Annotated in this window: 15 protein-coding genes and 1 pseudogene; 5 read left to right on the top strand and 11 right to left on the bottom strand. The window is 72.9% G+C overall.

Annotated features, from left to right (window positions below):
- Positions 1 to 5: 5 nt before the first annotated feature.
- Positions 6 to 2,405, bottom strand: coding sequence for a DNA helicase PcrA (pcrA, locus tag TK50_RS19455; RefSeq protein ID WP_043965694.1), 2,400 nt, complete (start codon positions 2,403 to 2,405; stop codon positions 6 to 8).
- Between the two features lie 205 nt (positions 2,406 to 2,610).
- Here pcrA and TK50_RS19450 point away from each other — a divergent pair, with 205 nt between their 5' ends.
- Entirely contained in the window at positions 2,611 to 4,461 is a 1,851-nt protein-coding gene (locus TK50_RS19450) for a bifunctional metallophosphatase/5'-nucleotidase (RefSeq protein WP_043965692.1), read from the top strand.
- Between the two features lie 511 nt (positions 4,462 to 4,972).
- Positions 4,973 to 5,335 carry a chorismate mutase gene (locus TK50_RS19445; protein ID WP_043966542.1) on the top strand — a complete coding sequence of 121 codons (363 nt, stop codon included), beginning with the start codon at positions 4,973 to 4,975 and terminating at the stop codon, positions 5,333 to 5,335.
- Positions 5,336 to 5,462: 127 nt separating this feature from the next.
- Here TK50_RS19445 and TK50_RS19440 read toward each other — a convergent pair whose 3' ends face one another.
- From TK50_RS19440 to TK50_RS19410, 7 genes are all read right to left on the bottom strand, one after another.
- A complete protein-coding gene (locus TK50_RS19440; protein ID WP_043965690.1) occupies positions 5,463 to 6,476 on the bottom strand; it encodes an ABC transporter ATP-binding protein in 1,014 nt (337 codons plus the stop codon).
- Positions 6,469 to 7,497, bottom strand: a complete 1,029-nt coding sequence (locus tag TK50_RS19435) for an ABC transporter ATP-binding protein (protein ID WP_043965688.1) — start codon at positions 7,495 to 7,497, stop codon at positions 6,469 to 6,471. The genes TK50_RS19440 and TK50_RS19435 overlap by 8 nt, the downstream gene beginning before the upstream one ends.
- A gap of 26 nt (positions 7,498 to 7,523) precedes the next feature.
- Positions 7,524 to 8,507 (bottom strand): ABC transporter permease, encoded by a 984-nt coding sequence (locus TK50_RS19430; protein ID WP_043965686.1) that lies wholly within the window; start codon positions 8,505 to 8,507, stop codon positions 7,524 to 7,526.
- 75 nt (positions 8,508 to 8,582) lie between these two features.
- Positions 8,583 to 9,509, bottom strand: coding sequence for an ABC transporter permease (locus tag TK50_RS19425; RefSeq protein WP_043965684.1), 927 nt, complete (start codon positions 9,507 to 9,509; stop codon positions 8,583 to 8,585).
- A 147-nt stretch (positions 9,510 to 9,656) separates the two neighbouring features.
- The gene (locus TK50_RS19420; RefSeq protein WP_043965682.1) at positions 9,657 to 11,297 is read right to left on the bottom strand and encodes a peptide ABC transporter substrate-binding protein; all 1,641 of its coding nucleotides are present in this window, start codon (positions 11,295 to 11,297) and stop codon (positions 9,657 to 9,659) included.
- A 642-nt stretch (positions 11,298 to 11,939) separates the two neighbouring features.
- Positions 11,940 to 12,626: a response regulator gene (locus tag TK50_RS19415; RefSeq protein WP_043965680.1), complete on the bottom strand. Its 687-nt coding sequence runs from the start codon at positions 12,624 to 12,626 to the stop codon at positions 11,940 to 11,942.
- A gap of 2 nt (positions 12,627 to 12,628) precedes the next feature.
- A complete protein-coding gene (locus TK50_RS19410; protein ID WP_043966541.1) occupies positions 12,629 to 13,825 on the bottom strand; it encodes a PspC domain-containing protein in 1,197 nt (398 codons plus the stop codon).
- Positions 13,826 to 14,087: 262 nt separating this feature from the next.
- Between TK50_RS19410 and TK50_RS19405 the strand changes: the two genes are divergently transcribed.
- From TK50_RS19405 to TK50_RS19395, 3 genes and pseudogenes are all read left to right on the top strand, one after another.
- Positions 14,088 to 15,917: a PspC domain-containing protein gene (locus TK50_RS19405; protein WP_043965679.1), complete on the top strand. Its 1,830-nt coding sequence runs from the start codon at positions 14,088 to 14,090 to the stop codon at positions 15,915 to 15,917.
- A pseudogene (locus TK50_RS35725) lies at positions 15,914 to 16,159 on the top strand (hypothetical protein); the annotation flags it as partial. The gene TK50_RS19405 and the pseudogene TK50_RS35725, both read left to right, overlap by 4 nt.
- A gap of 406 nt (positions 16,160 to 16,565) precedes the next feature.
- Entirely contained in the window at positions 16,566 to 17,819 is a 1,254-nt protein-coding gene (locus TK50_RS19395; protein WP_043965678.1) for a phosphatidylserine decarboxylase, read from the top strand.
- A gap of 60 nt (positions 17,820 to 17,879) precedes the next feature.
- Here TK50_RS19395 and TK50_RS19390 read toward each other — a convergent pair whose 3' ends face one another.
- The 3 genes from TK50_RS19390 to TK50_RS19380 form a co-directional block, all read right to left on the bottom strand.
- Positions 17,880 to 18,800, bottom strand: coding sequence for a CDP-alcohol phosphatidyltransferase family protein (locus TK50_RS19390; protein ID WP_043965676.1), 921 nt, complete (start codon positions 18,798 to 18,800; stop codon positions 17,880 to 17,882).
- Positions 18,801 to 19,146: 346 nt separating this feature from the next.
- Positions 19,147 to 20,055, bottom strand: a complete 909-nt coding sequence (locus tag TK50_RS19385) for an NUDIX hydrolase (RefSeq protein ID WP_043966537.1) — start codon at positions 20,053 to 20,055, stop codon at positions 19,147 to 19,149.
- A gap of 107 nt (positions 20,056 to 20,162) precedes the next feature.
- Positions 20,163 to 21,110, bottom strand: coding sequence for an NUDIX hydrolase (locus TK50_RS19380; protein WP_043965675.1), 948 nt, complete (start codon positions 21,108 to 21,110; stop codon positions 20,163 to 20,165).
- Between the last annotated feature and the right edge of the window lie 140 nt (positions 21,111 to 21,250).

Raw genomic sequence — 21,250 nt, 5'->3', positions numbered from 1 at the left:
CCGGCTCAAAGCTTGTCGATCGGGGCGTGCCGCAACACCAGCCACATCGTCTGGTCACCGAAGTCGATCTGCGCCCGCGCCCCCGGGCCGTGCCCCTCCACGGCGAGCACCCGGCCCAGGCCGTACCGCTGGTGGTTGACCCGGTCCCCGGCCGCGACCTTGGGGCCCTGGGGCAGCTCGCTGGCCGTGGCCAGCCGGCTGCCGTCGACACCCAGCCGCTTGGCGAGTTGCGCGGCCTTCGGGGTGCCCCCGGTGAAGCCGCCGCCGCGCGGCGTGCGGTCCGCGCGCCCGCCGACGCCGCCGCCACCGCCGCCCCACGAGGTGTACGTCCCCTCGGTGCGCTCCCAGCGGACCAGCTCCGGCGGCAGCTCCTCCAGGAACCGCGACGGCGGGTTGTAGGCCGGCTGCCCCCACGCCGAGCGGGTCACCGCCCGGGACAGGTAGAGGCGCTGCCGGGCGCGGGTGATCCCCACGTACGCCAGCCGCCGCTCCTCCTCCAGCTCCCGGGTGTCGCCCAGCGCGCGCAGGTGGGGGAAGACGCCGTCCTCCAGCCCGGTCAGGAACACCACCGGGAACTCCAGCCCCTTGGCGGTGTGCAGGGTCATCAGGGTTACCACGCCCTGGTGGTCGGGGTCGTCGGAGGGGATCTGGTCGGCGTCGGCGACCAGCGCCACCTGCTCCAGGAAGCCGGCGAGGGTGGCCCGCTCCCCCTCCTCCCCCAGCGCCTCGACCCGCTCCGTGTACTCCCGGGCGACGCTCACCAGCTCCTGGAGGTTGTCGACGCGGCCGGCGTCCTGCGGGTCGAGGCTCTCCTCCAGCTCGGTCAGGTAGCCCGAGCGGGTCAGCAGCGCCTCCAGCACCTCCTCCGGGGTGCCGGTCTCGGCCAGCTCCCGGGCCCCGTCGAGCAGCGCCACGAAGTCGCCGATGCCGTTGGCCGCCCGGGTGGAGATGCCCGGCGCGTCGCCCGCCCGGCGCAGGGCCGCCCCGAAGGAGATGCGGTCCCGGCTGGACAGGGCCTCCACGCACGCCTCCGCGCGCTCGCCGATGCCCCGGCGGGGGGTGTTGAGGATGCGGCGCAGGCTGACCGTGTCGTCGTCGTTGACCACCGCCCGCAGGTAAGCCAAAGCGTCGCGGACCTCCTTGCGCTCGTAGAAGCGCACCCCGCCGACCACCTTGTAGGGCAGGCCGATCCGGATGAACACCTCCTCGAACACCCGGGACTGGGCGTTGGTGCGGTAGAACACCGCCACGTCGCCGGGGCGGGCCTCGTCGTCGTCGACCAGCCGGTCGACCTCCCGGCCCACCCAGTCGGCCTCGGCGTGCTCGGTGTCGGCCACGTACCCGACGATCTGCTCGCCGGCCCCGGCGTCGCTCCACAGGCGCTTGGGCTTGCGGGAGGTGTTGCGGTCGATCACCGCGTTGGCGGCGTTGAGGATGGTCTGGGTGGAGCGGTAGTTCTGCTCCAGCAGGATCGTCCGGGCGTCGGTGAAGTCCCGCTCGAACTCCAGGATGTTGCGGATCGTCGCGCCCCGGAACGCGTAGATCGACTGGTCGGCGTCGCCGACCACGCACAGCTCCGCCGGCTCGATGCCCTCGGTGCCGGAGACCAGCTCCTTGATCAACGTGTACTGCGCGTGGTTGGTGTCCTGGTATTCGTCGACCAGCACGTGCCGGAACCGGCGGCGGTAGCCCTCCGCGACGTGCGGGTGGGACTGGAACAGGTGCACCGTCGTCATGATCAGGTCGTCGAAGTCCAGCGCGTGCGCCTCGCGCAGCCGCCGCTGGTAGAGCGTGTACGCCTCGGCGAGGGCCCGCTCGTTGGGCCCCTTGGCCCGGCCGGCGAACTCCTCCGGGTCGACCAGCTCGTTCTTCAGGTTGGACACCTGGGCGGCCAGCCCCCGCGCCGGGTAGCGCTTCGGGTCCAGGTCCAGCTCGCGGGCGACGAGCTGCATCAGGCGGCGGGAGTCGTCGGCGTCGTAGATCGAGAAGCTCGACTTCAGGCCGGCGTGCTCGTGCTCGGCCCGCAGGATGCGCACGCACGCCGAGTGGAACGTCGACACCCACATCAGCCGGGCACGCGGGCCGACGAGCTGGGTCACCCGCTCCTTCATCTCGCCGGCGGCCTTGTTGGTGAAGGTGATCGCGATGATCTCGCCGGGGTGGACGTCCCGGGCCGCCAGCAGGTAGGCGATCCGGTGGGTGAGCACCCGGGTCTTGCCGGAGCCGGCGCCGGCCACGATCAGCAGCGGCGAGCCGGCGTGCACGACGGCGTCGCGCTGCGGGCCGTTCAGGCCCTCCACCAGGGCCTGCGGGTCGAGGCGGACGGCCGGGCCGGACCGGCGCGGCGGGGCCGGCGCGGGCTCGGGCTCGGACGGGGACGCGGGGATGTCGAAGAGAGGCTGCATCGCACGGCGAGTCTATGCCGCCGGCCGGACACTTCCCGACAGCGCGGCCCCCGACGCGACCGGTCAGGGCGAGCGGGGAGACCGGGGGACACCAGGAAGAGACCAACCCGTCACCCGTCCGGCTCTGGCGCGGCCGTCCCCGATCCACAACGATGGCTGGTGAACCCCCACTTCCTCCCCCGTACACGATTTTGGGAGAAAAACCATGAGTCAACCGCGCTCGCGCGGTCGGGCGGTGCTGCGTCACCTCGCCGCGCCGGCCCTCGCACTGGCTGTCGTCGCCACGCTGCCGGCCGCCACGCGGCCCGCGCCGGCCCCGGCCGCCGACCCCTGGGCGGCCCTCGCCCCGGTCTCGGTCTCCTACGCCAAGCCCACCGGCGGCGAGGTCAAGGGCAACTTCCTCAGCTACAACGACTTCCACGGCGCGATCGACCCGCCGGCGGGCAGCGGCGCCGTGGTCAACGGCACCCCGGCCGGCGGCGTGGAATACCTCGCCACCTGGCTCAAGAAGCTGCGCGCCGAGGCCAAGGCCGAGGGGCGGGTCACCACCACCGTCGGCGCGGGCGACCGGATCGGCGCGACGCCGCTGGTCAGCGCCGCGTTCCACGACGAGCCGACCATCGAGCTGATGGACGAGATCGGCCTGGAGATCAGCTCCGTCGGCAACCACGAGTTCGACGAGGGCGTCGACGAGCTGATCCGGCTCAACAAGGGCGGCTGCCACCCGGTCGACGGCTGCCAGGACGGCGACGGCTTCGCCGGCGCGAAGTTCACCTACCTCGCCGCCAACACCATCAGCAAGAAGACCAAGCTGCCGATCCTGCCCCCGGTCGACGTCAAGTTCGTCGGCGGCGTGCCCGTCGGCTTCGTCGGGGTCACCCTGGAGGGCACCCCCGGCATCGTCAACCCGGCCGGCATCACCAGCGTCACGTTCAAGGACGAGGTGGAGACCGCCAACAAGTGGGGCGGCCTGCTCAAGCTGTTCGGCGTCAAGGCGATGGTGCTGCTGGTGCACGAGGGCGGCGCGCAGTCCCCGCCGCCGAGCACCCCCGGCGTCTCCGACTGCGCCAACTTCTCCGGCCCGATCGTCGACATCGTCAAGGGCCTGCGGCCCGAGTTCGGCCTGGTCGTCTCCGGCCATACCCACCGGTTCTACTCGTGCTCGCTGCCGAACTCGTCCGGCCAGCCCAGCGTGGTCACCAGCGCCGGCAACAACGGCCAGCTGATCACCGACGTCGACTACTCCCTCAACCGGCGCACCGGCCGGTTCACCGGGATCTCGGCCCGCAACGTCATCGTCGAGAACGGCGTCCGCAACGCCGACGGCACCTGGCAGCAGACCAGCCCCGGCGTGTACGCCCGCAACCCCGACCTGGTGGACGCGGGCGCGAAGGCGCTGGCCGACAAGTACCGCACGGCGGTCGCCCCGATCGCCAACAAGGTGGTCGGCAAGATCAGCGCCGACATCGTCCGCGACGCCCTGCCCAACGGCGAGAGCCCGCTCGGCGACGTGATCGCCGACGCGCAGCTCGCGTACACGAAGAGCAACGGGGCGCAGATCGCGCTCATGAACCCGGGCGGCGTGCGGGCCTCCATGTCGTACGGGGCGTCGGCCGGCGGCGAGGCGCCGGGCGAGGTGACCTACGGCGAGGCGTTCGCCGTGCAGCCGTTCAACAACCTCGTGGTCACCCAGACCTTCACCGGGGCGCAGCTCAAGAACGTGCTGGAGCAGCAGTTCGTGGGCTTCAACGGGCAGACCGCCCAGCGGATCCTGCAGGTCTCGGCCGGGCTGACCTACTCGTACGACAGCACCGCTCCGGCGGGCTCCCGGGTGAGCGCCCTGGCGCTGAACGGGACCCCGATCGACCCGGCGGCCAGCTACAAGGTCACCACGAACGACTTCCTGGCCAACGGCGGCGACGGCTTCACCGAGCTGAAGGGCGGCACCGGCCGCACCACCGCTCCCGGCTTCGACGTCGACGCGCTGGTGGCGTACGTGGGCGCGGGCGACCCGGTCGCCCCGGGTCCGGCGAACCGCATCACCCGCCTCGGCTGAGCTGGTAAGGAGGGGCCCCTTGTCGACGCACACGGTCGAGAAGGGGCCCCTTCTCACACCTCCCGCCCGGGGAGTGGGCGGCAGTGCTTGCGCAGGTGGCCGGGAGGTCGGCATACTCGACGACGTGTTCGGTCAGCGCTTCTACTTTTACTACGGCTCCGGGAGTCCGGCAGCCGTGGGTCGCGCCTGATCAGATCAGACCTACGAAAGCCCCGGGCTCTGGAGAGCCCGGGGCTTTTCCGTCCCGGGATCCGGGCACCGGGCCCGACGTCCGAGGGGTACGGCGATGATGACAGACGTGATGGAGCAGAACGGCAGCTTGGCGCGGTCGCGGTCGCAGGGTGACCAGAGCGGCGGCGTCCAGGCCAACGCCGGCAACGGTGGCACGGGCAGCGGGAACGCGGGCGCTGTCGGCGGCGCGAACGCGGGCGCTGGCCTGCCCGCCAACGGGAACGCGGGCGCGGGTGCCGCCGGCAGCGGCAACGCGGGTGCCGCCGGCAAGGCCGGCAACGTGGGTGGCGGCAGCGGCGGCCCGGCTTCCGCCGGCAAGGCGGGCAACACGGGCGGCGGGCGGGGCGAGGCGGCGCCGTCGGCTGCCGGGTCGACCCGGACCGGCACCGACGACTCGGTGGCGGCGGAGCGGATCGTCGCCATCCGGGAGCGGATCGACGAGATCGACCGCACGCTGATCGCCCTGTGGCAGGAACGGGCCGCCCTGTCGCAGGAGGTGGGCGCGACCCGGATGGCCTCCGGGGGCACCCGGCTGGTGCTGTCGCGGGAGCGGGAGATCCTGGAGCGGTTCCGGCAGGTCCTCGGGGCTGACGGCACCCAGCTGGCCCTGCTGCTGCTCCGCGCCGGCCGCGGCCCGCTGTAGGGGCGCAGGCGGGCCCAGGCGGAGAACCGCCTGCCGGCGTCCTGGGGACGCCGGCAGGCGGTCGGATGTCGCAGGCCGGTCGAGCTTCGGCAGGTCAGGCGGGACTCGGTCGGTCAGCCGGGGAGGCTCACGCCTCGTGGCTGGCGACGATCTCGCGCTTCTCCGCGAAGTGGCAGGCGCTCGGGTGGTCCGAGCCGGAGCGGATCTCCAGCAGCGGGACCTGCTCGGCGCAGACGTCCTGCGCCTTCCAGCACCGGGTGCGGAACCGGCAGCCCGAGGGCGGGCTGACCGGCGACGGCACATCTCCGGTGAGCCGGATGATCGCCTTCTGGTCGCGCAGCGTCGGGTCCGGCACCGGCACCGCCGACAGCAGCGCCTGCGTGTACGGGTGGGTGGGGCGCTCGTAGATCTCGTCCTCGGTGCCGATCTCGACGATCTTGCCGAGGTACATGACCGCGACCCGGTCCGACAGGTGCCGGACCACCGACAGGTCGTGGGCGATGAAGACGTACGACAGGCCGAACTCGGCCTGGAGCTTCTCCAGCAGGTTCATCACCTGGGCCTGGATGGAAACGTCCAGGGCCGACACCGGCTCGTCGCAGATGATGATCTCCGGCCGCAGTGCCAGGGCCCGGGCGATGCCGATGCGCTGCCGCTGGCCGCCGGAGAACTGGTGCGGGTACCGGTTGATGTGCTCCGGGTTCAGGCCGACGAGGTCGAGCAGTTCCTTGACCTTGTCCCGCCGGCTGCCCTTCGGGGACACCTCGGGGTGGATCTCGAACGGCTCGCCGATCAGGTCGCCGACCGTCATCCGCGGGTTCAGCGAGGTGTACGGGTCCTGCATGACCAGCTGGATCTGGCGGCGCAACCGGCGCAGCGCGCCGCCGGAGAGCTTGGAAATGTCCTGGCCCTTGTAGTTGACGCTGCCGGCGGTCGGCCGCTCCAGGTTCATCAGCACCCGGGCCAGCGTGGACTTGCCGCAGCCGGACTCGCCGACCACGCCGAGCGTCTCGCCGGCCTTGAGCTCCAGCGACACCCCGTCGACGGCCTTGACGTGCCCGATGGTCTTCTTGAACACCACGCCGCGGGTGACGGGGTAGTGCTTGACCAGGTCACGGACTTCGAGGATGTTCTCAGTCACGGTTCACCAGATCCTCAGCGAAGTGGCAGGCGCTCGCCCGGTCGGTGCCGATCTGCAGCAACGGTGGCAGCTTCTCCCGGCAGACCGGCTGCGCCATGGGGCAGCGCGGGTTGAACGGGCAGCCCGGCGGGATGTTCATCAGGTTCGGCGGCAGGCCCTTGATGGTGCGGAGCTGCTGGCCCCGCTCGTCCATCCGCGGGATCGAGTCGATCAGGCCCATCGTGTACGGGTGCGCCGGCTTGGCGTACAGGTCGTAGACGTTGGCTTCCTCGACGATCCGGCCCGCGTACATGACCGCGATCCGGTCCGCGACGTCGGCGACCACGCCGAGGTCGTGGGTGATCAGGATCATGCCCATCTGCCGCTCGCGCTGGAGCTCGGCGAGCAGGTCCATGATCTGGGCCTGCACGGTCACGTCGAGCGCGGTGGTGGGCTCGTCGGCGATCAGCACCTCCGGGTCGAGCGCCAGCGACATCGCGATCATCGCGCGCTGCCGCATGCCGCCGGAGAACTGGTGCGGGTAGTTGCTGAACCGGCCCTTGGCGTTCGGGATCTTGACCTGGTCGAGCATCTCGATCGCGCGCTTCTTGGCGTCGGCGCGGCTGAGGCCGCGCCGGATGCGGAACTGCTCGGCGATCTGGAACCCGACGGTGAAGACGGGGTTCAGGGCGGAGAGCGCGTCCTGGAAGATCATCGCGATGCCCTCGCCGCGGATGCGGCGGCGCTCCTCGGCGGACATGGTGAGCATGTCCTTGCCGTGGAAGCGCACCTGGCCGCCGGTGACGAAGCCGGGCGGCGTGTCGAGGATGCCCATGATGGTCTGCGCCGTGACGCTCTTGCCGGAGCCGGACTCGCCGAGCACGGCGAGGGTCTCCCCCGCGTCGACGTGGTAGGTGACGCCGTTGATGACCTTGGCGACGCCGTCGCGGGTGCGGAACTCGACCCGCAGGTCCTCGACCTCCAGGAGGCGACCCGAGGGGCGGCCGGATCCGGCGGCACCCGGCTTGGACTGCTCGGACACGAGAATGTCGGACAACTCAATCTCCCCTAGCGCAGTTTCGGATCGAGGGCCTCGCGGACCGCCTCACCGAGCATCACGAAGCTGAGCACGGCGGTGACGAGGAACGCGGAGGGGAAGAAGAGCAGGAAGGGCGAGACCCGGATGTAGTTCTGCGCCTCACTGATCATGATGCCCCAGGAGACCACCGGGGTCTTCAGGCCGATGCCCAGGAACGACAGCGTGGCCTCCGCACCGATGAACGACCCGACCATGATCGTGCCGTAGACCAGCAGCGGGGCGAGGCAGTTCGGCAGCAGGTGCTTGAGGATGATCCGGCCGTGGCCGGCGCCCAGCGCCCGGGCCGCGACGATGTAGTCGGCCTCCTTGGTGGCCAGCACCGAGGAGCGCATCAGCCGCATCACGACCGGCCAGCTCAGCACGACCAGGGACATGATGACCAGTCCCATGATCTGCCACTCACCGTTGCTCGACTCGGCGCCGTTGAAGGTGGTCAGGATGACGATCGCGCCCAGCACGAACGGCAGGCCGAAGAAGATGTCGGCGAAGCGGGACAGCAGGGCGTCGACCCAGCCGCCGGCGTAGCCGGCGATCATGCCGATCGCGCCGCCGATCAGCAGCGTGCCGATGGTGGAGATCAGGGCCACCACGATCGAGGCGCGCGCGCCGTAGATCGTCCGGGCGTACACGTCGCGGCCCTGCACGTCGTAGCCGAACCAGGCGTCGGCGGACGGCTTGACCTGGCTGTTGGCCAGGGCGCCGTTGACCGGGTCGCCGGAGCTGAACAGCGACGGGAAGGCCGCCATCAGCACGAAGATCACGATGAGGGCCGCGGAGACCCAGAACAGCGGCTTGCGGCGCAGGTCGCGCCAGGCGTCGCCGAGCAGGCCGCGCGGCTTCTCCTTGCGGGCGTTCTCGGGCAGGCCGGCGTCGACGGGCGCGCCGGAGCCAGCCTCGGTGGGCATGGTCGCCGGCGGGGTCGAGACGATCGATGCGGTGCTGGGGTCACTCATGCCGCCACCTCGCTGCGCTCGGTGCCGGGACGGTGGCCCCGGCACGCTGCGTTCTTGACTCGTTCGCGACGCTGCTCACTCATAGCGGATCCTCGGGTCGAGAGCGGCGTAGAGCAGGTCCACCAGCAGGTTCATCAGGAGGTAGACGAGCACCAGGACCACCACGATGGAGACAACGGTAGCGCTCTCCTTCGTGACGATCGCCCGGAGCACGGCGCGGCCGATGCCGTTGATGCCGAAGATGCCCTCGGTGACGATGGCGCCGCCCATGAGCGCGCCGAGGTCGGTGCCGAGCAGGGTGACGACCGGGATCAGCGAGTTGCGCAGCAGGTGCACGCCGACGACGCGCCGCATCGGCAGGCCCTTGGCGATGGCGGTGCGGACGTAGTCGGCGCGGCGGTTCTCCGCGATGCTGGTGCGGGCCACCCGGGCGACGTACGCCATGGAGGCGCTGCCTAGCACGAAGCCCGGCAGGAGCAGCTCGGACAGCCGCATCTCGCTGGAGACCGTCGGGTGGACGATGCCCCACTTCACGCCGAGCAGCCACTGGAGGACGAAGCCGACGACGAAGACCGGCAGCGCGATCAGGAAGAGCGTCGAGACGAGGACCAGGTTGTCGAGGAAGCCGTTGCGCCGCAGACCGGTCAGGACACCGGCGCTCAGGCCGATGATCGCCTCGATCGCCAGGGCCACCACGGCGAGCTTCAGGGTGTTCGGGTACGCGGTGGCGATGATGTCGCCGACGGCGCGGTTGTTGTACGTGACGCCGAAGTCCCCCTGGAACAGGTTCTTCATGTAGGTGGCGTACTGCACCCAGATCGACTGGTCGAGCTGGTACTTCTCGGTCATGAAGTTGATGTACGAGTCCGGGCACCGGCGGTCGCCGCACTTGCCGGCGAACGGGTCGCCCGGCACGGACCAGACGAGCCAGTAGATCAGGAACGTCGTACCGATGAAGACCGGGACGAGTTGCAGTAGCCGTCTCAACAGATAACGGCCCATGGGGGGTCCTCCTGACAGGGGGCGCGTCGGACGACCGCCGACACGGGGTGACGTCAACGTGGCGGGGAGTGTTGTGCACTCCTCGCGGAACGGCCCCGGGTCGGACCCACCGGTAGGTGAGCCCGACCCGGGGTCAGACCGAACGGATCAGAGCTCGACCGAGGTGATGTCGAGTTCGCCGACGTTGCTCAGCTCCATCTTCTTGACCTTCTCCGAGTGGCCGGACTGCTGGCCACCGAAGTAGATCGGCATCGACGGAACGTCCTGGTCGATGAGCTTGACGGCCTCGGCGAACTTGGCGTGCGAGGCGTCGAGGCTCGGCGCGGAGCTGGCCTCCTTGGCCAGGGCGTCGACCTGCTTGTTGCTGTACAGACCGTCGTTGGAGGAGCCACCGGTCACGTAGAGCGGGTTGACCCAGTTCTCCACGTCCGGGTAGTCCTGCTGCCAGCCGGCGCGGTAGGCGCCCTTCATCTTGTGGGCGTTGATGTTCTGACGGAACACCGCGAAGGTCGGCACGCCCTCGGCGCGGGCGTTGATGCCGAGGTTGGTCTTGACCTGCTGCGCGACGGCCTCCATCCACTCCTTGTGGCTGGCGTCGGCGTTGTAGTACATGACCAGCTCGCCCGAGAAGCCGCCGGCCTCGGCGAGCAGCTTCTTGGCCTCGTCCACGTTGAACTGGCACGCGGTGCAGTTGCCCGGCGCCGCGCCCGGGGTCAGCGGGTTGGCCCAGCTGTCGGCCGGCTTCCGGTTACCGAAGAAGATCTTGTCGGTGATCTCCTGCCGGTTGATCGACAGGGAGATGGCGCGACGCAGCTTCGGGTTCTGGAAGCGCTTGTCGTAGATCGGGAAGGCGATGATGCCGGTCGACGGGGTGGTCGACGAGATCGCGCGGTCGGTCAGGTCCGACTTCCACTTGTCGCCCGCGAGGGCGGAGACCGGCACCTGCTGCATGAAGTCGAGGTTCCCGGAGACCAGGTCGCTGTAGGCGGCCGTGTCGTCCTGGTACATCTTGACGGTGACGTCCTTGATCTTCATCTTGTCGCGCAGCTGGTAGTCGTCGAACCGCGTCAGCTTGATCTGGACGTTGTTCTCCCAGGACACGAACTTGACCGGCCCGTTGCCGATCGGCTTCTTGCCGAACTCCTCGGCGCTGCCGGAGAAGAAGGCGTCCGGCAGCGGCATGAAGGTGCTGTAGCCGAGCTTGGTCGGGAACACGGCGGTCGGCGCGGAGAGCGTGACCTCGAAGTTCCAGTCGTCGACGACCTTGAGGCCGGACATCTCCTTGGCCTTCGGCTCCGGGGCCTTCTGCGGGCCCTCGGGGCCGTCCGGGTCCGCCGTGTTGACGTCGGCGAAGCCCTCGATGTCGGCGAAGAAGCTGGAGTTCTGCGCGCCGTTCGGCGAGTAGGCGCCCCAGTTCCAGGCGTCCACGAAGTTCTTGGCCTTGACGACGGTGCCGTCGTGGAACTTCGTGTCCTGCTTGATCTTGATCTTGTAGACCTTGGAGTCGGTCGTCTCGATCGACTCGGCCAGGGCGTTCTGCGGGGCACCACCGTTGTTGGGGTACTCGACCAGACCGGTCCACATCCAGTCGATGATCTTGCCGCCACCGGTCTCGGTGGTGTTCGACGGAACCAGCGGGTTCTCCGGCTCGGTGCCGTCGACCGTGATCGCGCCGTCCGCGCTGGTGGCGTCGCCACCCTCTCCGTCGCTGCTGGAGCAGCCGGACGCGACGAGCGCGAAAGCCGCGCCCAGCGCGATCGCGCCACTCGCCCGCTTCGAGACTCTCATTCCGAGGGGCCTCCTCTTTCTAACCTGTTCCGTCGTGGGTTTCACGCACGCATGGGGGGTGACACCGCCGGCGGTCGCAACCACCGACCGCCGGTTACCGCAGGAAATCGGGACACCCCTGATGTACCGATCCGCCGGGCTGCCGCACCGTACCGGATTCGGCCCCCGCGCAGGAATCGACGACCACGAACCGTGACTTCTCGACGCATCCGTGGTCGCGCGACCGTGCATGGGCGCCTCACACCGGGGGTGAGGTGCTGCAACTGTGACACCTGCCGGCCCGTTACGTGAAGGTGCCGTTATCAAGCCGTTAGTTGCCCGCAGTGCGGCCGATACTTGAGAAATGATCTTGAAACAAGCCGGCCGCGCCCCGCTGAACAGCCAAGATACAACCGACTTTCGCGTTCCGCCCAACGCCCGCGACCAGCCTGTGAGCTTCCCCGCCCCCGCACTGCGGGCACGCTGGAGCGGGACGGACACCGACACGGTCTGCCCGTCCGGGCGAGGCGGCCTTCGGCCGCCCGGGGAGCAGCACCGACCGAGCGGGGGATGCGAGCGGAATGACCAGACTCACAGTTACGCTGCGTCACACCGACCGGCACCCAGGATCATCGTCGGGGCCCGGCCGGAGTCAGGAGTCGATCACACCAGGCGACGGTCCGCAGCCCAGCGCGACAATTCATACCTGTTGGACATCTGGAGCTTGCGCAGGACGTTCGACACGTGCGTCTCGACCGTCTTGATCGAGATGTAGAGCTCCTTGGCGATCTCCTTGTACGCGTACCCCCGGGCGAGCAGGCGGAGCACCTCGCGCTCCCGGTTGGTGAGCTGGTCCAGCTCCGGATCGGCCACCGGGGCGTCCGGCCGGGCGGCGAACGCGTCCAGCACGAACCCGGCCAGCCGGGGGCTGAACACGGCGTCCCCGTCGGCCACCCGGCGGATCGCCGCGGCCAGCTCGTCCGGGGAGATCGTCTTGGTGACGTAGCCCCGGGCGCCGGCCCGGATCAGGCCGATCACGTCCTCGGCGGCGTCGGACACGCTCAGCGCCAGGAAGCGCACCTGCGGGTGGCTGCGCCGCATCGCCTCCAGCACCGCCCGGCCGCCGCCGTCGGGCATGTGCACGTCCAGCAGCACCACGTCGGGGACGCTGGCGGCGATCCGGGCGACCGCCTCGGCCACCGTGCCGGCCTCGCCCACCACGTCGACGTGCACGCCCAGCTCGGCGCGGACCCCCGCGCGGAACATGGCGTGGTCGTCGACGAGGAAGACGCGCAGGCGCGCAGGCGCGCCCGCCCCGCCCTCGACCGGTCCGGTCGGCTGCTCGGCCATGGTCATCTGTCCCTTTCCGCCGTGGACTGGTCGCGGGAGATCGGCAGGATCAACCGGACCTCCGTCCCCTCACCCGGCTCGGAGCGGATCTCCGCCCGGCCGCCGTGCCGCCTCATCCGCCCGACGATCGACCCCCGGACCCCGTGCCGGTGGTCCTCCACCGTATCGGGATCGAAGCCCTTGCCCCGGTCCCGGACGAAGACGCTCACCTGCTCCGGTTCGACCTCGGCGTACAGCGAGACCGTCCGCACCCCGGCGTGCCGGGCCGCGTTCACCAGCGCCTCGCGGGCCGCCGCGACCAGCGCGCCGACCCGCTCGTCGGTGCCCCGGTCGCCCACCACCACCGTCTCCACGGTGATGGCGAAGGTGTCCTCGACCTCGGCCGCCGCCTGCTCCAGGGCCGCGGCGAACCGCTCCGTCGGCGAGGCGGTCGGCTTGTAGAGCCAGTTGCGCAGCGACCGTTCCTGCCCGCGCGCGAGCCGCTGCACGGTCGTGGTGTCGGCGGCGTTGCGCTGGATCAGCGCGAGGGTGTGCAGCACCTGGTCGTGCACCATGGCGGCCAGCTCCGCCCGCTCCTGCTCGCGGATGCGCCCCTCGCGCTCCGAGCGGAGCTGGTTGTACGTCCGCCAGAGCACCGGGGCCGCCACCACCCCCACCCCGGCCAGCCCCACCAGCGCGAAGATGACACCGTTGACCACCGCGTCGAAGTTCTGCGCGGGCGAGTAGACCGCCGCCACGCCGATGATGCCGACCGCGACCAGCACCCCGCCGCCGATGAACCGCAGCACGAACGCGCGCCGGTCGTTCTCCTCGATCACCGCGCCGAGCCAGGGCACCGGCATCCGCTCGCCCCACTGCCGGCGGCGCTCCGGCGCGGACTGGTGCCAGATCACCCCGGCCCCGACGGCGATGATCGCGACCAGCCAGCCGGCGGTCCCCGCCGCGCCGACGGAGTCGAAGAGCACCGTCTGGAGCACCAGCACCACCAGCCCGATCGCCACGAACGGCAGGAGCTGGCCGGGATCCCGGCGGGCCGGGACGGCGGCGTCACCGGGCCGCAGCGGGACCACGGCCCAGAAGGCGGCGTAGAGCAGCAGTCCGAGCCCGCTGAGGCCCAGCAGCACCATGAACGCGATCCGCACCCGGACCACCGAGATGCCGAGGTGCTCGGCGATGCCGGCGGCGACGCCGGCGGCCATCCGGTGCTCGGGCGCCCGGTAGAGGCGGGGCGGCTGGGTCACGGCGCTGATCGGAGGCTCCCTGCTCGGGCGGGGCGCACGCCGGGCCGCCGTGCGGCGCGGGCGCGGGCGCGCCGGGGCCGGCGACGCCGATCCGATCGTCACACGCCGCGAGGGCCACAGACCACGGGGAACGCCCGGACATCCGGGCCCGCCCGATCTCAGGGTGGGGTCAGGGTCGGTTCCGGAGGTCTCTCGCCGGCCCGCGCAGCAGGATCGAGGCATGACCGAGGAAGCTGCCCCGCCGCCCCGCCCCGGGACGGCACCGCCGGGCGGGCCACCACCGCCCCCGCCGCCGGCCCCGGCGGCCCCCACCACCCCCGCCGCCTGGACCGCGCCGACCGATTTCGGCCCGGCGACGGCCGCGCCGGGCGACCCGGAGGCGACCGCCACGCCGGGCCCGCCCGGGCAGACCGGCCAGGCCCCCGGCGGCTGGCCGCCGCCGCAGCCGCCGGGCCGGGGCGCGCCACCGCCGCCGCCCGGGGGTGACGGTCCGGGGGCGGGCGGCCCACCACCCGGTGGGTACGCGGCCCCGCCGCCCCCGCCGCCCGAGGGCGCCGGCTTCACCTCCCGGTACGGGCTGGTCCGGCCACGCGAGGGTCGCTACCTGGCCGGCGTCTGCGCGGCGATCGGCCGGGCCACCAACACCGACCCGGTGCTCTGGCGGGTGCTGCTGGCGGTGCTGGGCTTCTTCGGCGGCATCGGCATCCTGGTGTACGTCACGGCCTGGCTGATCATCCCCGGCGAGGGCGACACCGCCTCCCCGGTCGAGTCGATGCTCGGCCGGGGCCGGTCCAGCATGTCCCCGGTCACCGTGATCGTGCTGAGCATCCTGGTCGCGGTGAGCTTCGGTTACATCGTCACCGACGCGTTCCGGGCGGTGCTGCTCGGCGCGGCCATCCTGGTCGGCGGCGCGCTGCTGCTCAACCGCGACCACGCCGCGGCGGGCCGGGGCGCGGCGGGCCCCGGCACGCCCGCCGCCGCCCCGCCGGGGCCGGTGCCGCCGGCCGCGTGGCCGGCGCGGGGCACCGTCGTCCCGCCCGCGCCGGGGCTGTTCACCCCGCCCGCCGGCCACGGGGCCGTGCCCGGGACGCCGCCCGCCGGCCCCGGCGTCCCCGGTCAGCCGTCCGGAGCACCGCTCGCGGGGCAGCCCGCCGGGGCCCTGCCGAGGCAGTCGTTCGGGACGCCCGTCCCCGGGCAGCCCGCCACCGGATGGGCCGCACCCGCCCGTCCCCCGGGCGGGGCGACCGCCGGGCTGCCGGCCTGGCCGCCCGCGCCGACCCCGCCGGTCGGCTCCCCCTCCCCGACCGGCCACCCGCCGGTCACCCCGCCCGCGCCGCCCGGCTACCGGCCGCCGTTCGCCCCGCACGGCCCGTACGCTCAGGGGCCGCAACCGGCCCCGGCGGCGCCGCCCCCGCCGGCCCGGCCGCCGAAGCGGCCCCGGGAGCGGTCCCCGCTGGGTGCCGTGACCTTCTCGCTGATCTTCCTGGCGCTCGGCGTGGTGGCCGTGCTCGACCTGCTGGACGTGGTCGAGGTGGGGGCGGCGGCGTACTTCGCGGCGGCCCTGGCGACCATCGGGCTCGGCCTGCTCGTCGGCGCCTGGTTCGGCCGGGCGCGGTGGCTGATCGCGCTCGGGCTGGTCACCGCTGCGGCGCTCGGCGTCGCCACGGTCGCCGAGTCCTACGACCGGGTCCGGGGCGTGGACGGGGACGTCACCTGGTCCCCCACGGACCGCCGCGACCTGGCCGACCGGTACGAGAACAACTTCGGCGACGCCGTGCTGGACCTGCGCGCCATCGACTTCGACAAGCAGGAGACCCAGATCACCGTCGCGATCAACTTCGGCAAGGCGACCGTGGTGGTGCCGCCGAACGTCGACGTCACCACGATCGCCGACGTCAACGCCGGGGACGCGACCATCTTCGGCAACCGCTCCGGTGCCCTGGACGGTCGGCTCCGGGAGATCACCGACCTCGGCGCGGACGGTCCCGGCGGCGGGAAGCTGCGCCTCTACGTCCACGTCAACGCCGGAGACCTGGAGGTGACCCGGTGAAGGCGCACCGCACCGACGTCGTATCGCTCGGCTTCGGCCTGTTCTTCGTCGCGCTGGCCGCCTGGTGGCTGCTCGCCCAGCTGCTCGGCCTGGCCCTCCCCCCGGTCGGCTGGTTCCTGGCCGGCGGGCTGCTCCTGATCGGCGTGCTGGGGCTGGTCGGCGCGCTGCGCTCCGGCCGGGGCAACCGGGCGGCCGGCCCGCAGGGGGCCGCCCCCGAGACGGCACCGGCCGCCGGGCCCGGCGCCGGAGCCGGGGCCGCGACGGAGGCCGAGGAGCCGGGTGCCGCGCGGACCGACGAGTGGCCGACCGCCGCCGTCTCCGACGACCTGCCCGAGGCGGTCGAGGACCGGCCGGTCAGCGGCGGCGGGGCGCCCCGCGGGGACGAGCGGGCGGGCGGTTGACCGCTGCGGTGCGGGCCCCGGCGGAGGGCGCATATGCTGGCCGTGGAGATCTCGCCTCCGCCGGCCGGCCCACGCCGCGGGCCTCGCCCGCGACGAGCCGCCGGGCCGTCGACGACCGGGCCGCGTCGCGGGGCCCCGCCCCGGCCCGCCGCCCGGTCGTCGGGCCCGTCCGCGGTCGACCCCGACCGGTTCGCCGTGGCGATCCCGCCGCGATTGCCGTCTCTACCCCGTCAGGAGCCCGTCCGACATGACCCAGTCCCCCGCCGTGCGCACCTCCGGCCGGCCCGGTCCGGTCCGCATCGGCGAGCGTGCCGCCCGTACCCTCGTCACCGAGCTCGCCCGGCGCAACGACCCGAAGGCCGCCCTGCTGGTCGGCGCGACCCCGGACTCCGCGGTCCTCGCCGCGGCGATCGACGCCCTGCTGCCCGGCGACGCCCTCACCGTCGTGCCGGCCGGGTCGGCGACGCCGGCCGCGCTGCGCGAGCACGTGACGGCCCAGGGCCGTTGGGTCGCCGACCGGGTACGCGTGGTGGACTCCCTCGCCGAGGCCGACGCCGTCGAGGTGGTGATCGCCGCCGAGCCGCTCACCGGCACCGCCGACGAGACCCGCACGACCGTCGACGGCCTGGCGAAATACCTGGCCGACGGTGCGGTGCTCGCCGTGGCGGTGCCGGCGACCCCGGCCCGGACGGCCGGCGCGGCGGCCGAGCTGGAGCGGCAGGCCGCCCTGCACGGCGCCGGGAGCGACCTGGTGCTGCGCAACTCCCCGCCGGTGCGGGTGCACCGGCTCCGGTTCACCCCGGCCGACGCGGCGGTCGCCGCCCGCCTCGCCCCGGCCCACCGGCCGTCGAGTGTCCCGCTGACGCGGGGCATGCACATCGACTCCAACGGGGTCGCGGCGGCCGGCATCACCCTCGGCCTGGCCGCGCTGACCCGGGTCGCCCGGCCCAAGTCGAAGCTGTGGCTGGTGCCGGCCCTCGCCGCCGTCCCGGTGGCCGCGTTCTTCCGGGACCCGCAGCGGGACGTCCCCGAGGACCCGTCGGCCGTCGTGGCCGCCGCCGACGGTCAGGTGCTGTCGGTGCAGCGGCTGCACGACGAGCGGTTCGGCGACGGCGAGTGGCTGCGGGTCGCGGTGTTCCTGTCGGTGCTGGACGTGCACGTCAACCGCTCCCCGGTGGCCGGCAAGGTGGTCGACTACTTCGTCGCCGACGGCGGGTTCGTCAACGCCATGAAGCCGGACGCCGAGCACAACGTGGCGGCCTACACGGTGCTCGACACCGACCACGGGACGGTCGTCGTGGCGCAGCGCACCGGGCTGATCGCCCGGCGCATCGTGCAGCGGGCCCCGATCGGGTCGCTGCTGGCCCGGGGCGAGCGGTTCGGCCTGATCCGGTTCGGCTCGCGCACCGACGTCTACCTGCCGGCCGACGCCGCCGACCCGCTGGTCGGGCCGGGCGACCGGGTGGTCGGCGGGTCCACGGTCATCGCCCGCTGGCGCTGAGCCGGGCACGACGAAGGGGGCGCCGCGACTGCGGCGCCCCCTTCGTCGTCGAGCGTCGGATCAGGCGGTGCGGCGCTGGTGCAGCCAGAGCACAGGGCCGCTGACCAGGTAGCCCACCACGATCAGGGCGAAGGTGAGCCGGATGTCGACCAGCGCGCCGACCACCGGGGCCAGCCAGAGCCACGGCGGCAGCTTCACCAGCCGGGCCAGCTTCGCGTACGGGAAGCTGGAGACCATCGCGAAGGCCAGCAGCGCCACCCCGGCGATCTGCACGAGGCCGGGCAGCGGCAGGCCCAGGGCGACGGTCAGGGCCAGCACGGCCGCGGCCATCGTGGTCGGCACGCCGCAGAAGAAGCGGCCGTCCTTCGGCGAGACGTTGAACCGGGCGAGCCGGATCGCCGCGCAGGCGGCGACGAGCGCGGCGGCGACCGCGGCGGCGGCGCGCGGCGCCTCGCCGGCGAGCGAGGCGTAGACCACCACGGGGGCGGCCAGGCCGAACGAGCACATGTCGGCCAGCGAGTCCATCTGGGCGCCGAACGGGCTGGCCACCCCGAACCGGCGGGCCAGCGCGCCGTCGAGCCCGTCGAACGCCACGCAGGCGATCAGCAGGAGCGCGGCGAGGCGCACCTGGCCCTGCATGGCCACGAAGATGGCGTTGATGCCCAGCACGAGGCTGGCCAGGGTGCAGGCGTTGACCAGGGCGAACTTGACCCGGCGGGCCGTCGTCCGCGCGCCGGGCAGCAGCGGGATCGACATCGACGCCGCGTCGTCGACCGGGGCGGCGGGGCCCACGGCCGGGCTCACCGGCACGACCGCCTCGACCTCGGTGCGCTGGTAGCGGTCGAGGCCGTAGCGGCGGCGCTGCCGGTCGAGGTAGCGGTGCTCGGGCGAGGTCAGGTCGGTGCCCGCGGCGGCGACGCCGTCGCGGCGTCCCACCCGGACGAGCAGCACCTGGCGGGCGAACGTGCTGCTGCGGCGCAACGGGCCCGCCCAGCGACGCCCTGCGGGGCGCGGACTGTCAGTCGTACGACGCCGGCGCCATGGGGCTCTCGGCACGTTTCCTCCATCACCGGATCGGGCTGGCCGCCACGAGGGCGGGTGTCCGGCTGTCTCGTGCCGGACCGCTTCGGGCCCGGCAGCCGTCAAAGCGGAGTACACCATTGCACAGGGGTAGGGGGCTTGGCGATAGCTGCCGGCGGACCTTATATCTCCGTTAAACCGCGCGAATCGCCTCTTCTATTCCCATCTCGGGCCTGATCGCCCGATCCTCCATCAACCCCGCCTTCAGCCTACCGGAGGTCGTCGATACCGGCTCGGCGGGCGGACGCTATGCGACCCCATGTCCGGTTACCAGGGCCGCCACCTCGGTCAGCGGCAGGTCGCCGAGCGCGTCCGGCGGGAACCAGGCGGCGGCGGCCGTCGATCCCCCGGCCAGCTCGGTGACCCGGGCCTCGGTGGGGTCGTCGACCGCCACCCGGTAGACCACCCGCACCCCGTGCCAGTCCATCGGCCGGCCCTCCGGCCCCAGCGCGCCGGGATCGTAGCGGTGGTGGACGGTGAGCAGCTCGACGACCCGGCCGAGCTGCCCGGCCTCCTCGACCAGCTCGCGGAGCAGGCCGGCGGCCGGCTGCTCGCCGTGGTCGGTGCCGCCGCCGGGCAGGTGCCACAGCCCGGCCCCCGGGTAGCCGTCGGCGATCAGGGTGAGCAGCACCCGCCCGCCCGGGTCGGTGACCAGCCCGTACGCCGCGAAACGCTGCCGCCGGTCGGTCGGCGCCGGCGGGTACGGCGTGCCGGGGGACGCCCCGGGATCGGGCCGCCGAAGCGGGGTGACCGGCAGGCCGAGCGCCTCGGCGGTGAACGGCAGCAGCGGCAGCCCGGCGGCCTCGTCGAGGGTCGACCAGCGCACCAGGTCGGTGGTGCCGTCGGGCTCGTCGCGCAGCGTGCCGCCGGTCGCCTCGACGGCGAAGACGATCCGGTCGGTGTGCAGCGCCACGCCCGGCAGCCCGGTGACGTCCGAGACGGCGGCGAGCAGGCCCGTCACCCGGACGGCGAGGCCGGTCTCCTCGGCGAACTCCCGGACCACGCCGGCCTCGGGGTGTTCCCCGTGCTCCAGCCCGCCCCCGGGCAGTTGCCACACCCCGGGGTGGTCGGCCGACGCGGAGCCGCGCACGAGCAGCACCCGCCCGTCGCGGCCCCGGCACACCCCGTAGACCCCCACCCGCCGTCGCTGCTCCAGCACGCCGCGCCTCCCGATCCCCGGGCGGGGCGCCCGGTCGATCAAGAAGCTATCGCGGGCGACGGCCGCGCGGGCGACGACGTGGGCCGCCGGGGCGGGACCGCAGGTCAGGCGAGGCGGGCGGCCTGGACGGCCTCGGCCGTGACCTCGGTGAGCCGGTCGGCCGGCAGCGCGCCCAGCTCCTCCCGGGCGAACCAGCGGGCCTCGCAGGTGGAGCCGCCGACGTCGGTCACCGTGGGCGGGGCGGGCTGGTCGACCATCACCCGGTAGAAGGCGCGCACGCCGTGCCAGTCGATCGGGTAGCCCTCCGGGCCGAGGGAGGCGGCGTCGCGGTGGCTGGCCACCCCGAGCAGCTCGACGAGGCGGCCCCGCTGGCCGGTCTCCTCGACCAACTCCCGGATCAGCGCCGCGCCCGGCTGCTCGCCGTAGTCGGTGCCGCCCCCGGGCAGGTGCCAGCAGCCGGCCCCCGGGTAGCCGTCGGAGACCCGGGTGAGCAGCACTCGGCCGTCGGGGTCGGTGGCCACCGCGTACGCGGCGAAGCGCTGGGCGCGGTGCAGCCCGTCGGGGCCGGGCACCGCGTAGAAGGAGGGGAACTCCGGGGGCTCGTCGGGCACCACGTCGGCCGAGGAGGCGGGCAGCCCGAGGGCCCGCGCGGTGAACGCGCGCAGCGGCAGCTCGCGCGCCTCGGTGGGGGTGACCCAGCGGGCCAGGTCGGTGGGGCGGTCGACCCGGTCGGTGAGCGTGCCGCCCCGCACCGACACCCGGTAGATGAGCCGGTCGGTGTGGATGGTGATGCCGCGCTCGGGCAGGGCCCGCATGTCGGCCAGCACGTCGTCGAGGCCGGAGACGGCGACCGAGAGCCCGGTCTCGGCGGCGGTCTCCCGGACGACGGTGTGGTTGGGGTCCTCGCCGTGGTCGACCGCCCCGCCGGGGAGGGACCACGTGCCGGGGGTGCCGGAGCGCTCCGATGCGCGGACCAGCAACACTCGGCCGACTGAGTCAGCACAGACTGCGTATGCCGCGATCCTGCGGAGCGGCTCCAGCATGGTGGTCACGGGGCCAAATTCTCCCCGCCCCTCGTTACCGGCATCGAAAAGTGTCAGATTCCTGACTGAATACTGGATCATCAGGGATCGGTCAGGGTAATGATCCGGGCCGTCACCGAGGTCGCCCCGCCGCCCGGCGCGGAACGTTG

The organism is Micromonospora haikouensis, from assembly GCF_000876225.1.
GTDB lineage: Bacteria > Actinomycetota > Actinomycetes > Mycobacteriales > Micromonosporaceae > Micromonospora > Micromonospora haikouensis.
The sequence above is the reverse complement of the archived record's forward strand: the minus strand, read 5'-3'. Positions and strand labels throughout refer to the sequence as shown.